Below are 13,039 nucleotides of genomic sequence, written 5' to 3' on the forward strand. Positions count from 1 at the left end.
CCGGCCGGCAGGTTCAAAGGTTCGGCGCCAGCAGGCGCTCGAGCTCCGATTCGCTCGTGCGGCGCCGCGCGGCCTGGTCCTGCAACTGGTCGTGCCCGATCTTGCCGACGTTGAAGTACGTCGCATCGGGGTGCCCGAGGTAGAAGCCGCTCACGCTGGCGGCGGGCCTCATAGCGAGGCTCTCCGTCAGGGTCATGCCAATGTCCGCGCAGTTCAGAAGGTCGAACATCGGGCCCTTCACGCTGTGGTCGGGGCAGGCCGGGTAGCCGGGCGCGGGGCGGATGCCGCGGTACTTTTCGGCAATCATGTCGTCGTTGCTCAGGCCCTCGTGGGGCGCGTAGCCCCACAGGTCGGTGCGCACGCGGTGGTGCATGGCTTCGGCAAAAGCCTCGGCCAGCCGGTCGGCCAGGGCCTTGAGCATGATGGCCGAGTAGTCGTCGAGGTCGTCGATGAAGAACTTCTCTTTCTTCTCGACACCCAGGCCGGCCGTGACGGCGAACACGCCGACGTAGTCCTTCACGCCGCTGTCCTTGGGCGCGACGAAGTCGGCCAGGCAGCGGCTGGGGCGCATCACGCCGTCGATCATCTGCTTCTCGGTCTGCTGGCGCATGCCGTACCAGGTGAGCGCGACTTCGCTGCGCGTCTCGTCGGTGTACAGCTCGATGTCGTCGTCGTTCACCGTGTTGGCGGGCCAGAAGCCGACCACGCCGCTGGCGCTGAGCCAGCGCCCTTCGATGAGGCGCTTGAGCATGCGCTGGCCGTCGGCGTACACGCGCACGGCCTCGGTGCCGACGATCTCGTCCTTCAGGATGGCGGGGAACGGGCCGGCCAGGTCCCAGGTCTGGAAGAACGGGCCCCAGTCGATGTACTTGGCCAGCTCGGTGAGGTCGAAGTTCTTGAACACGCGCCGGCCGATGAACTTGGGCACCGTGGGCACGAAGTTCGCGAAGTCCACCGGTGTCTTGTTGGCGCGCGCCTTGGCCAGGGGCCACATCGGCACCTGCTTCTTGTTGGCGTGCTGCGTGCGCACCTTCTCGTAATCGGCGTTGATCTCGTCGATGTACGCGGTGGCCTGGTCCGAGAGCAGGCTCTGCGCCACGCTCACGCTGCGCGAGGCATCGGGCACGTAGACCACGGGGCCTTCGTAGTGCGGCGCGATCTTCACGGCGGTGTGCACGCGGCTGGTGGTGGCGCCGCCGATGAGCAGCGGGATCTTCTTGATGCGGAAGTGGTCGTCCTTCTGCATCTCGCCGGCCACGTACTGCATCTCTTCGAGGCTGGGCGTGATGAGGCCCGACAGGCCGACGATGTCCGCGCCCTCGACCTTCGCCTTGGCCAGGATCTCGTGGCACGGGACCATCACGCCCATGTTCACCACTTCGAAGTTGTTGCACTGGAGCACGACGGTGACGATGTTCTTGCCGATGTCGTGCACGTCGCCCTTCACGGTGGCGATGATGATCTTGCCCTTGGTGCGCACGTCGCGGCCCGCGGCCTCGTCCTGGCGCTTTTCTTCCTCGATGTACGGAATGAGGTGGGCCACGGCCGACTTCATCACGCGCGCCGACTTCACCACCTGCGGCAGGAACATCTTGCCCTGGCCGAAGAGGTCGCCCACGATGTTCATGCCGTCCATGAGCGGGCCTTCGATCACGTGCAGCGGACGCCCGCCCTTGGCGAGGATCTGCTGATAGGCCTCTTCGGTGTCTTCGACGATGAAGTCGGTGATGCCGTGCACCATCGCGTGCGACAGGCGCTGGTTGACGTGCACCGGGTGCTCGGGCGTGCCGCGCCATTCGAGCTTCTTGCTGTCGTCCTTGGCGCCGCTCTTGGCGGTCTCGGCCACTTCGACCAGGCGCTCGCCGGCATCGGGGCGGCGGTTGAGCACCACGTCTTCCACGCGCTCGCGCAGCGTGGGTTCGAGGTCGTCGTACACGCCGACCATGCCGGCGTTGACGATGCCCATGTCCATGCCCGCCTGGATCGCGTGGTACAGGAACACGGTGTGGATGGCCTCGCGCACCGGGTCGTTGCCGCGGAAGCTGAAGCTCACGTTGCTCACGCCGCCCGACACCTTGGCGCCGGGCAGGTTCTCTTTGATCCAGCGCACGGCGTTGATGAAGTCGACCGCGTAGTTGTCGTGCTCCTCGATGCCGGTGGCAATGGCGAAGATGTTCGGGTCGAAGATGATGTCTTCGGGCGGAAAACCCACCTCGTCGACCAGCACGCGGTAGGCGCGCTCGCAGATCTCGATCTTGCGTGCGTAGGTGTCGGCCTGGCCCTTCTCGTCGAAGGCCATGACCACGGCGGCGGCGCCGTAGCGCTTGACCAGCTTGGCCTCGTGCTTGAACTTGTCGACGCCCTCCTTCATGGAGATGGAGTTGACGATGCCCTTGCCCTGGATGCAGCGCAGGCCGGCCTCGATGACCTCCCACTTGGAGCTGTCGACCATCACCGGCACGCGCGCGATGTCGGGCTCGCTGGCGATGAGGTTCAGGAAACGCACCATGGCGGCCTTGCTGTCGAGCATGGCCTCGTCCATGTTGATGTCGATCACCTGCGCGCCGTTCTCCACCTGCTGGCGCGCGACGGCCAGGGCGTCCTCGAACTGGCCGTTGAGGATCATGCGCGCGAAGGCCTTGGAGCCGGTGACGTTGGTGCGCTCGCCGATGTTGACGAACAGCGAGCCTTCGCCGATGGCGACCGGCTCGAGGCCGGACAGCTTCATGGGAGGGGGAGCGACGGGAGCGGAAACGGATGCGGGAATCTGGGACATGGCCTCACCTGCGGAAGAGTCGGACAGGCGAGCGTCGTTGTCGCCCCAAGCCTGACGATTCGCCTCTGTGGCGAACCGCTGCAACGCTCCTTGGGAAGTCGCGCATTTTAGGTCGATTCGATTGCGCCCTGGGAAAACCCCAGTTTTCATTCCTGCACGTGTCAACAGAATGCGCCCACCGTTTCTGAACGAACGTTCGTGTTTTTAACCAAACGTAAGGGAGTTCGCCGATGGCCAGGAAGTGGAATGTCCGGTTGCAGCATGCAGCCACCCCGATGCGCGCCGTGGCCCTGAGCTGCGGCCTCCTGGCCGCAGCGGCCCTCGCGGTTCATGCGCCACCGGCGCGTGCCGTCGCCGGCGACAGCGCCACCCGCGTCGAGGCCCGCGTCACCTCCGACACGGCGAAGACGAAGTACCCGATCGTGCTGGTCCACGGCCTGCTGGGCTTCGACAACCTGCTGGGCGTCGACTACTTCTACGACATCCCCGGCAGGCTGGCCGCCGCGGGCGCCAAGGTGTACGTGGCGCAGGTGTCGGGCACCAACACCTCCGAGATCCGCGGCGAGCAGCTGCTGCAGGAGCTCAAGACCATCCGCGCGCTGGAGCAGAACCCCACGCTCAAGTTCAACCTCATCGGCCATTCGCAGGGCTCGCCCACGGTGCGCTACGTGGCGGCCGTGGCGCCCGACATGGTGGCCTCGGTCACGTCGGTGGGCGGCGCCAACGGCGGCTCGAAGGTGGCCGACCTGCTGGCCAAGCTGCCCGAAGGCGGCATCGGCCAGACCCTGGTGGTGAAGGCCGTCGGCCTGCTGACGGGGCTGATCGGCTTTCTCTCGGGCAAGGACCCGAGCCAGCTGCCCGAAGTGCCGCTGAACGCGCTGGCCTCGCTGACCACGGCGGGCGGCGCGGCCTTCGACGCCAAGTTCCCGCAGGGGCGCCCCGCGCCGGGCTCGTCGTGCGACGTGAAGAGCGGTGCGGCCGTGGCCAACGGCGTGCGCTACTACTCGTGGTCGGGCGTGTCGACCAGCTTCAACCTGTTCGACCCGAGCGACACGGCGCTGTCGACCCTGGGCAGCCTGTTCTTCTTCGGCGAGGCCAACGACGGCCTGCTCGCGGTCTGCACCACGCGCCTGGGCACCCACCTGGGCGACTACCGCCAGAACCACCTGGACGAGGTGAACCAGGCCTTCGGCAACACCTACGGCAGCCAGTTCCCGTACTACGAGAAGAAGCCGCCGGAGCTGTTCAGGGAACAGGCCGCGCGACTCAAGAGCGCGGGGCTCTGAGGACGCTGCGCATGCGCGGTGTGGCCTTGACCATCGGCGCCGTCGCGCTGGTGGCCGCGGGGACCGGCTGGCTGGCGCTCGGCCCCGGGGCGGTCGATGCGCCGCAGGCCGCCGCGCCCCGCGCCACGGCGGCGGTCGCGATGCCCGGCGTGCCCCCGCCGGTGCCGCAAGCTGCCGCGGCCCCCGACGCCCTCCTCACCAGCGACCTCATCACCCTCTTCGACCAGGTGCTCGCCGAAGCGCAGGCCGACAGCAAGGCCACGCTCATGGCCCGCGCGCCCGCCCTGCTCGCCCAGCGCCTGCGCGAAGACTGGCGCGTGCGCGCGCTGGGCCTGCTCGAGCGCTACGTCGACATGCAGGAAGCCCTGCGCACCCTGCAGCCGCCCGCGCCCGGTGACCCGGCCTTTTTGCGGCGCAGCCTGGAGGCGCGCGAGGCGGTGCGCCGGCAGTTCTTCGCGCCCGAGGAAATCGAAGGCTTGTTCGGCGACCAGATCCGGCAGGACCGGTTCATGGCCGAGAAGATGGAACTGCTGTCCAACCCCGACCTCACGCCCGAGCAGCGCGCCGCGGCGCTGGCGCAGAGCGAGCAGGCCTGGCTGTCGCCCGCGCAGCGCGAGGTGCGCAAGGAGGCGGTGGCCCACCTCGACGTGATGCGCCAGACCGAGGCGCTGCAGGCGCGCGGCGCCAGCCCCCAGGAGCGCTTTGCCGCGCGCAGCGAGGCCTACGGCTACGAGGTGGCGCGCGGCTTGGCCACGCTCGACCAGGAAACCCAGGAATGGAACGCCCGGCTCGACCGCTACGCCAGCGCGCCCGAGGCCGAGCGGGCCCAGCTGCGCGAGACGCTCTTCAACGAGAACGAGCGCCTGCGCCTGAGCGGTGCCCTGGCGATGCGCTCGGCCGCCGCGTCCAAGCCGGCGAAGTGAATCGGCTAAGTAAGCGCAGGCTTACGCAGGCTGCGCTTCGCCCATGGCCGAGGCCGGCAGGCCGAACACGCGGTCGAAGGCCCAGTTGAAGACGAAGGTGTAGACCAGGAAGAACACCACCAGGCCCAGGTCCATCACCAGCGCCTGCCAGAGCGACACGCCCAGGCCCCAGGCCAGCATCGGCACCAGGAAGGCGATCAGGCCGCCCTCGAAGCCGATGGCGTGGGCGATGCGGCGCTTCAGGCTGCGCCCGCGCACCGCCTGGCGCGACTCCCAGCGCTCGAACAGGGCGTTGAAGGTCAGGTTCCAGATCACCGCGATGACCGAGGCGCCCACGGCCAGCAGGCCCGAGTGGCCGAGCCCCGCGTCCGACATCAGGGCCAGGCCGGCGCTGGCCGCCACGATGGCGATGCCCTCGTAGAGGGAGATGTAAACGATCCGACGCTGAAGGCCCTGCATGACTGTTTCTCTGTGTGTTTGACTGCGATGGAGGGACTTTATTTGCTTTTTGTTGATATAAAAAGTTAACTTATTTCAGTTTTATTGATAGATCGGGCGCCATGGCTTTCTCCAGCGACAACGTCGAGGTCTTCCTGGCCGTGATCGACCACGGCTCCTTCTCGGCCGCCGCACGGGCGCTGCGCAAGGTGCCGTCGGCCGTGAGCATGGCCATCGCCAACCTCGAGGCCGAACTGGCGCTGCCGCTGTTCGACCGCAGCGGCCGCGAGCCCCAGCCCACGTCGGCCGCGCGCTCGCTCGAACCGCAGGCGCGGCTGCTCGCGGCCCAGCTGCGGCAGTTGCAGGTGCAGGCACTGGCGCTCACGCAGGGGCTGGAGGACCGGCTCACGCTGGCCATCGCGCCCGAACTGCTGGCCGCGCCCTGGAGCGGGCCGCTGGCCGCGCTGGCCGACGACTACCCGCTGCTGCAGGTCGAGGTGCTGGCCGCGCCGCAGGCCGACGCGCTGGCGCTGCTGCACAGCGGTCGGGCGCAGCTGGCGCTGGTGTTCGAGCGCCCCAGCCTCGACGGCCGCGAGGGCTTCCAGGAGGTGGGCAGCGACACCATGGTGGCCGTGATGGCGCCCGAGCACCCCGTGCTGCGCGCCGCGGCCGGCGGGCGCCTGCGCGAGGAGCACCTGACGAACACGCGCCAGATCGTGGTCGCGGGGCGCGACCTGGCCACCAGCGACCCGCGCTTCGTGTTCGCCCGGCATGTCTGGCGCACCGACAACGCGCTGGCCGCGCTGAGCCTGATCACCGCCGGGCTGGGCTGGGGCTGGCTGCCGCGCAACTTCGCGCGGCCGCACGTGGCGGCGGGCGCGCTGGTCGAGATTCCGTTCGAAAACCTCAGCAACGGGCTCGACCTGTGGGTGGACGTGGTGTGGTCGCGCGAACGGCCGCTGGGCCTGGGCGCGCAGCGCTTCGTGGCGCTGATCGCGCGCGACCGGCAGGCGGCGGCCGGCATCGCAACGCCGGCCGTGTGAGCCGAGTCAATTCTTTCCGTGGCCGTGGCCGTGCCCGCCTCCACCGCCGTGCCCGCCGCCCCCACCGTGCGGACGCCCTCCTCCGCCCCCGCCGCCCCCACCGGGCCGGCCCCCGCCCGGATGCGGATGCGACACGCCCGGCGGCGGCCCGGGCCGGAAGCCCGGCTGCGGGCGCGGCGGGCGGAACCCCGGATCGACGGGCGGCCGGATGCCCGGCCCGTGCGGGGGACGGACCCCAGGTCCATGAGGTGGACGAACCCCGGGTCCGTGGGGCGGACGCACGCCAGGCCCCGGCCAGGGCCGCGGCTGCCAGCCCGGGTGCACGGGCGGCGGCGGACGCCAACCCGCGATCGGTGGCGGCGGGGGCCGGTGGCCCCACCAGCGCCGGTCGCCGTACCAGGGGCGGTCGCGGTAGTAGTCGGCCCAGTAGCTGCCGATCACGAAGCTCACGATCGGCACGCCGATGACCGCGCCGTAGGTGGCCAGCGGCACGCGCTGCTGCTGGTAGGCGTAGTCGAGGTTCCTGGCCCAGACCCAGCCGCGCCCGCCGTCGGGCAGCACCACGTCGCACCAGCCGTAGCCGCTGGTGCAGCCGACCACGTCGACCGGCTGACCCGGCCCGAGCCGTGCCACCAGCGGGTAGTCGCCCGAGGGCCCGGCGCGCAGGTTGACCGCGCCGCGCGTGAAGGCCTGCTGCGCCGACGCCGCGAGCGGCAGCAGCAGGACGAGCGCGCCCAAGGCAGCGCGGCGCAAGAAGGATGTGGCGTTCATGGGAGGCTCCTGTGCGCCCCAGCGTAGGCGTGGGGCGGGGAGCCGTCAATCAGCCGAGGGCGCGCGCGGCGCCCGGCGTCAGGCGGCTTCCTTGTAGAAGCCGTTGCTGTTCAGCAGGCGGCCCTTCGCAGGCGCCACCGCTGCACCGATCGCCGCGATGTGGTCCGGCGTGGTGCCGCAGCAGCCGCCCACGATGTTCACCAGCCCCTCGGCCGCGAACTCGTGCAGCAGGCGCGAGGTGACGTCGGGCGTCTCGTCGAAGCCGGTGTCGCTCATCGGGTTGGGCAGGCCGGCGTTCGGGTAGCAGCTGATGTAGGTGTCGCCCGCCACGCGCGCCAGTTCCTGGATGTAGGGGCGCATCAGCGTCGCGCCCAGCGCGCAGTTCAGGCCGATGGCCAGCGGCTGCGCATGGCGCACGCTGTGCCAGAAGGCGGTGACGGTCTGGCCGCTGAGGATGCGCCCCGACGCATCGGTCACCGTGCCGCTGATGATCAGCGGCAGGCGCTGGCCGCTGTTGTCGAAATATTCGTCCACCGCGAACAGCGCGGCCTTGGCGTTGAGCGTGTCGAAGATGGTCTCGACCAGGATCACGTCGGCGCCGCCTTCGACGAGCGCTTCGGTCTGCTCGTAGTACGCCGCGCGCAGCGATTCGAAATCGACGTTGCGCGCGCCCGGGTCGTTCACGTCGGGGCTGATGCTCGCCGTCTTGGGCGTCGGGCCGAGGGCGCCGGCCACGAAGCGCGGCTTGTCGGGCGTGCTGTACTTGTCGCAGGCCGCGCGCGCCAGCTTGGCCGATTCGAGGTTCATCTCGCGCGCCAGGTGGGCCATCTTGTAGTCCTCCTGCGCGATGGTGGTGGCGCCGAAGGTGTTGGTCTCGATGAGGTCGGCGCCTGCCGCGAGGTAGGCCTCGTGGATGTCGGTGATGACGTCGGGGCGCGTGAGCGACAGCAGCTCGTTGTTGCCCTTCACGTCGCGCTCGAAGTCCTTGAAGCGCTCGCCGCGGTACTGCTCTTCAGTGAGCTTGAAGCGCTGGATCATCGTGCCCATCGCGCCGTCGAGGATGGCAATGCGGTTGGCGAGGATGCCCGGCAGCGCCTGGCCGCGGGTATAGATGAGGGGCTTGGTCATGTCCGCGATTGTAAAAACCCCGGTCTGGCCCGGCGCGCAGGCGGGTCTTGCCGGCGTCAGCCTTGCCCGCCCGCGATCTCCGCCAGCGCCTGCACGAAGCGCGCGTTGTCCGCGTCGGTGCCCACCGACACGCGGATGAAGGTCTCGAAGCCCGGCTCCTTCCAGGGCTTGACGATGATCCCGCGCGCCAGCAACGCCTCGTTGACCGGCGCGTTGGGCCGCCCGAGGTCAACGAACAGGAAGTTGGCCGCCGAAGGCGCGATGCGCAGGCCCGGCCAGACCGACCCGGCCAGGGCGCGAAGCTGCGCCGCCAGCGCCTCGCGCTGTTGCACGGTGCGCGCCACCGCCTGCGCCATGAAGGCCTCGTCGCCCCAGGCCGCCAGCGCCGCGGCCTGCGCCGCCAGGTTCACGTTGAAGGGCGTGCGCACGCGGTCGAGCAGCTGCACCAGCGCCGCGTCGGACGCAATGCCGTAGCCCACGCGCAGGCCGGCCAGGCCCCAGGCCTTGGAGAAGGTGCGCAGCACGATCCAGGGGGCGCGGCCTTCGCCGGCCGCCTGCCAGGCGCGCAGCAGGGCGAGCACGTCGGGGTAGCCGGGCGCCAGCCGCGCATATTCGTAGTAGGCCTCGTCCACCACCAGCAGCGTGCCCGCGGGCACCGCGGCGAGCAGGCGCGCGAAGTCGGCCGCATCGAACATGCAGCCGACCGGGTTCGAGGGGTTGGCCAGCATCACCACCTTGGGCCCGCGCGCAAGCGCGGCACACCAGGCGTCGACGTCGAAGCCGAGTTCCGGCGTGAGCGTCAGCAGCTCGACCTGCGCGCCCATCATGCGCGGGTAGATCTCGTGCAGGCCGAAGGCCGGGCGCTGCGTGAGCACGCGGTCGCCCGGCGACAGCAGCGCCTGGCACAGCATCTGCAGGATGTCCTCGGAGCCGTTGCCGATCACCACCTCGCCGGGCTGCGCACCGGTGCGCTGCGCGATGGCGGCACGCAGCGCCGTGGAGTTGGCGTCGGGGTAGGTGCCCGCGCGCGCCGCCAGGTCGACCAGCGCACGCGCCACCGCGGGGCTGGGGCCGTACGGGTTCTCGTTGCTCGCCAGCCGCGCGATCTCGCTGACGCCGTAGCGCGCGCGCACGGCGTCCGAGGACAGCCCCGCGTTGTAGGGCGGCAGCGGCGGCACCTCGGGGCGCGCGAACGCGTGGATGGCGGCGCTCACCGGGCGCCGCCTTCGACGAAGGCCAGCACCGCTTCCAGCATCCGGCGCACGTGCGGCTTCACGCCCGCGGCCACGTCCGGCAGGTAGTCGAAGGGCAGCGCTTCCTGCATGTAGCTCGACTGGGTCATCTCCAGCTGCACCGCGTGCACGCCGCCGGCCGGGTTGCCGTACTGGCGCGTGATGTGGCCGCCCTTGAAGCGGCCGTTGAGCACGCCGGTGTAGCCCGGCGCCGATTCGGCGATGCCGCGCAGCGTGGCGGCCAGCGCGGGGTCGCAGCTCTTGCCGTCGGCGGTGCCCAGGTTCAGGTCGGGCAGCTTGCCTTCGAAGAAGCGCGGCAGCACGGAGCGGATCGAGTGCGCGTCCCACAGCGCGACGGTGCCGTGCGCGGCCGTGAGGCGATCGAGCTCGGCCTGCAGCTGCTGGTGGTACGGGCGCCAGACGGCCTCACGGCGTTCGGCAACTTCTTCGTCGGACGGGTGGTCTTCGGGCTTCGCATAGACAGGCGTGTCGTCGAAGGTGTCGACCGGGCACAGGCCGGTGACGCTCTGGCCCGGGTACAGGCTGGCGCCGTCCGGCGGACGGTTCAGGTCGACCACGTAGCGCGAGTGCGTGGCCACGAGCACCGAGGCGCCGAGTGCGTCGGCGAAGTCGTAGAGCTGCTCGAGGTGCCAGTCGGTGTCGGGCACGTGGCGCGCCTCGTCGGTGAAGCGGGCGGCCAGCGCGGGCGGCACGTGCGTGCCGACGTGCGGCATCGAGATCAGCAGCGGGCGCGTGCCCTGGCGAAAGCGGAACGCCGGTTCGGTGGTGGTGAAGGCCATGGGAATTCAGTCCTTGAGGAGTTGGGTGCGCGCGGCAACGAAGGCGGCTGTGGCATCGCCATGCAGCGCGTGGCGCCCGGCCGTGACGCGCGGGCGGCCCGCCACCCAGACCGCGTCGACGGCCGAGGTGCGGTGGCTCGCGAACACGTGGGCCGAGAGCATGTCAGGCGCCGACAGGCCCTGCAGCGCGAGGTGATGGGCATCGAGCACGACGAAGTCGGCCTGCTGCCCCACGGCCAGCCCGCCGACCGCGCGGCCCGCCGCTTGCGCCCCGCCCTGCACCGCTTCGAGCGTGAGCGCGGTGGCCACGTGCGGCTGCGCCGCGCTGGCGCCGACGTTGCGCTGGCGCCGGCCCAGGCGCTGGCTGTATTCGAGCATCAGCAGTTCCTCGGCCGCGTTGACGCTGGCGTGGCTGTCGGAGCCCACGCCCCAGGCGCCGCCGTGGCTGCGCCAGCGCGCGAAGTCGAAGATGCCATCGCCGAGGTTGGCCTCGGTGGTCGGGCACAGGCCCGCGACCGCGCCGCTCTGGGCGGCGTATTCGTATTCGGCGTCGTTCATGTGCGTGGCGTGCACGAGGCACCAGCGCGCATCGACGGCCGCGTGGTCGAGCAGCCATTCGACCGGGCGAAGGCCGCTCCACTCCACGCAGTCGTCCACTTCCTTCGTCTGTTCGGCGATGTGGATGTGGACCGGCGCGGTGCGGTCGATGGCGTCCAGGCCGGCGAGCGCCTCGCGCAGCGCCTCGGGCGGCACGGCGCGCAGCGAATGCGGCGCCAGGCCCAGGCGCGCGCCTTGCGCGTCACAGTCGGGCTTGAGCGCGTCGAGCAGGCGCAGCATCGATTCGGTCGAGCGGATGAAGCGTCGCTGCCCCTCGGTGGGCGGCTGGTCGCCGAAACCGCTGGTCTGGTAGAGCACGGGCAGCAGCGTGAAGCCGATGCCGGTGTTGCGCGCGGCGCGCAGCAGCGCGCGGCTCAGCGCCGCGTCGTCGGCGTAGGGACGGCCGTCGGTGTCGTGGTGCACGTACTGGAACTCGCACACGCTGGTGTAGCCCGCCTCGAGCATCTCGGCGTAGAGCCAGGTCGCGATGGCCTCCATGTGCTGCGGGCCGAGGCGCGCGGCAAAACGGTACATCAGCGTGCGCCAGCTCCAGAAGCTGTCCTGCTGTTCGGCGCGGTGCTCGGTGAGGCCCGCGAAGGCGCGCTGGAAGGCGTGCGAATGCAGGTTGGGCATGCCGGGGATCACCGGGCCGGTCGCCACCTGCGCGCCCGCTGGCGGTTGCGCGCCGGCCTGCACCTGCGTGAGCCGGCCGGCGTCGTTCCACGACAGCAGGACGTTCTTCGTCCAGCCTGCGGGCAGCAGCGCATCGGCTGCGAAAAGCGTGTGTGTCATTCGGTGGCTCCGATGGCGATGCGTCCCTGGCGCACCACGGCGCGCACCGGCTGCTGGCCGAACCAGTAGGCCAGCTCGGCGGCGTCGTGCAGGTTCCAGAGCACGAAGTTGGCGGGCATGCCGGGCGCGATGGTGCCGTGCGTGTCCTGCAGGCCCAGCGCGCGCGCGGCGTGCACGGTGACGCCGGCCAGCGCCTCGGGCACGGTGAGACGGAACAGCGTGCAGGCCATGTTGACCATCAGCAGCAGGCTCAGCGTCGGCGAGGTGCCGGGGTTGTGGTCGGTCGAGACGGCCATCGGCACGCCCGCGGCGCGTAGCGCGTCGATGGGCGGCAGGTGCGTGTCGCGCAGCGTGTAGTAGGCGCCGGGCAGCAGCACGGCCACGGTGCCCGACTGGCGCATGGCCGCGATGCCGTCGGCCGACAGGTGCTCGATGTGGTCGCACGACAGCGCGCCGTAGCGCGCGGCCAGGGCCGCGCCGCCCATGTCCGACAGCTGCTCGGCATGCAGCTTCACCGGCAGGCCCAGCGCCTTGGCGGCCTGGAAGACCTGCTCGGTCTCCGCGAGCGAGAAGGCGATGCGCTCGCAGAACACATCGACCGCATCGACCAGCCCTTCGGCGGCGAGCGCGGGCAGCATCTCCTTGCAGACGAGGTCGATGTAGTCGCCACTGCGGCCCGCGTATTCGGGCGGCAGCGCGTGCGCGCCGAGGAAGGTGGTGCGCACGGTGACGCCGTAAGCCTCGCCCAGTCGCCGTGCCACGCGCAGCTGCTTGCGCTCGTGTTCGAGCGCCAGGCCGTAGCCCGACTTGATCTCGATGGCGCAGACGCCGTCGGCCAGCAGCTGTTCGAGGCGCGCGGCGGCCTGGGCGAACAGCGTGTCCTCGTCGGCCTCGCGCGTGGCGCGCACCGACGAGACGATGCCGCCGCCGGCCTTGGCCACCTCTTCGTAGGTGGCGCCCGCGAGCCGCATCGCGAACTCGTTGGCGCGCTGGCCGCCGTAGACCAGGTGCGTGTGGCAATCGACGAGGCCGGGCGTGACGAGCGCGCCGCCGCCGTCGTGCGGCGCGAGCCCCGCGAATTCGGCGGGCACATCGGCGCGCGCGCCGACCCAGCGGACCGTGCCCTGCGCGACCACGAGGGCGGCTTCGGCGTCGGGCGCCAAGCTCAGGCCGGGCGCCGCACCGGGTGCGAGGCGCAGGCCGGTCCACAGGCCGTCGGCCGAGGGGAATTCGCTGGGGGGTGTCATCGTCAT

At 70.7% G+C, this 13,039-nt stretch carries 11 protein-coding genes and 1 riboswitch; of the genes, 3 read left to right on the top strand and 8 right to left on the bottom strand.

Features of this window, described 5'->3' with window-relative positions; translation table 11 throughout:
* Positions 1-13: 13 nt before the first annotated feature.
* Positions 14-2,776, bottom strand: a complete 2,763-nt coding sequence (metH, locus tag AC1RGU_RS30075) for a methionine synthase (protein ID WP_492700098.1) — start codon at positions 2,774-2,776, stop codon at positions 14-16.
* 22 nt (positions 2,777-2,798) lie between these two features.
* A riboswitch (S-adenosyl-L-homocysteine riboswitch) is annotated at positions 2,799-2,874 on the bottom strand.
* Positions 2,875-3,006: 132 nt separating this feature from the next.
* Between metH and AC1RGU_RS30080 the strand changes: the two genes are divergently transcribed.
* Positions 3,007-4,062 (top strand): esterase/lipase family protein, encoded by a 1,056-nt coding sequence (locus tag AC1RGU_RS30080; RefSeq protein WP_492700100.1) that lies wholly within the window; start codon positions 3,007-3,009, stop codon positions 4,060-4,062.
* An 11-nt stretch (positions 4,063-4,073) separates the two neighbouring features.
* Positions 4,074-4,985 carry a lipase secretion chaperone gene (locus AC1RGU_RS30085; protein WP_492700102.1) on the top strand — a complete coding sequence of 304 codons (912 nt, stop codon included), beginning with the start codon at positions 4,074-4,076 and terminating at the stop codon, positions 4,983-4,985.
* A gap of 21 nt (positions 4,986-5,006) precedes the next feature.
* Here AC1RGU_RS30085 and AC1RGU_RS30090 read toward each other — a convergent pair whose 3' ends face one another.
* The gene (locus tag AC1RGU_RS30090) at positions 5,007-5,444 is read right to left on the bottom strand and encodes a PACE efflux transporter (RefSeq protein ID WP_062473998.1); all 438 of its coding nucleotides are present in this window, start codon (positions 5,442-5,444) and stop codon (positions 5,007-5,009) included.
* 101 nt (positions 5,445-5,545) lie between these two features.
* Here AC1RGU_RS30090 and AC1RGU_RS30095 point away from each other — a divergent pair, with 101 nt between their 5' ends.
* Entirely contained in the window at positions 5,546-6,466 is a 921-nt protein-coding gene (locus AC1RGU_RS30095) for a LysR family transcriptional regulator (protein WP_095743149.1), read from the top strand.
* Between the two features lie 6 nt (positions 6,467-6,472).
* Here the strand turns inward: AC1RGU_RS30095 and AC1RGU_RS30100 are convergent, their stop codons facing one another.
* The 6 genes from AC1RGU_RS30100 to hutI form a co-directional block, all read right to left on the bottom strand.
* On the bottom strand, positions 6,473-7,237 hold the full coding sequence (locus AC1RGU_RS30100; RefSeq protein WP_492700104.1) for an SH3 domain-containing protein: 765 nt from the start codon (positions 7,235-7,237) through the stop codon (positions 6,473-6,475).
* Positions 7,238-7,315: 78 nt separating this feature from the next.
* A complete protein-coding gene (locus AC1RGU_RS30105; protein ID WP_070064057.1) occupies positions 7,316-8,365 on the bottom strand; it encodes a homocysteine S-methyltransferase family protein in 1,050 nt (349 codons plus the stop codon).
* 56 nt (positions 8,366-8,421) lie between these two features.
* Positions 8,422-9,579 carry a histidinol-phosphate transaminase gene (locus AC1RGU_RS30110; protein WP_492700106.1) on the bottom strand — a complete coding sequence of 386 codons (1,158 nt, stop codon included), beginning with the start codon at positions 9,577-9,579 and terminating at the stop codon, positions 8,422-8,424.
* Complete coding sequence (gene hutG, locus AC1RGU_RS30115; protein ID WP_062482294.1) at positions 9,576-10,397, bottom strand: N-formylglutamate deformylase; 822 nt, start codon at positions 10,395-10,397, stop codon at positions 9,576-9,578. The genes AC1RGU_RS30110 and hutG overlap by 4 nt, the downstream gene beginning before the upstream one ends.
* A 6-nt stretch (positions 10,398-10,403) precedes the next feature.
* Positions 10,404-11,786, bottom strand: a complete 1,383-nt coding sequence (locus AC1RGU_RS30120; RefSeq protein ID WP_492700108.1) for a formimidoylglutamate deiminase — start codon at positions 11,784-11,786, stop codon at positions 10,404-10,406.
* On the bottom strand, positions 11,783-13,039 hold the full coding sequence (hutI, locus tag AC1RGU_RS30125) for an imidazolonepropionase (RefSeq protein ID WP_492700110.1): 1,257 nt from the start codon (positions 13,037-13,039) through the stop codon (positions 11,783-11,785). The genes AC1RGU_RS30120 and hutI overlap by 4 nt, the downstream gene beginning before the upstream one ends.

It is taken from the genome of Variovorax sp. GW823-FHT02B07 (assembly GCF_058797695.1).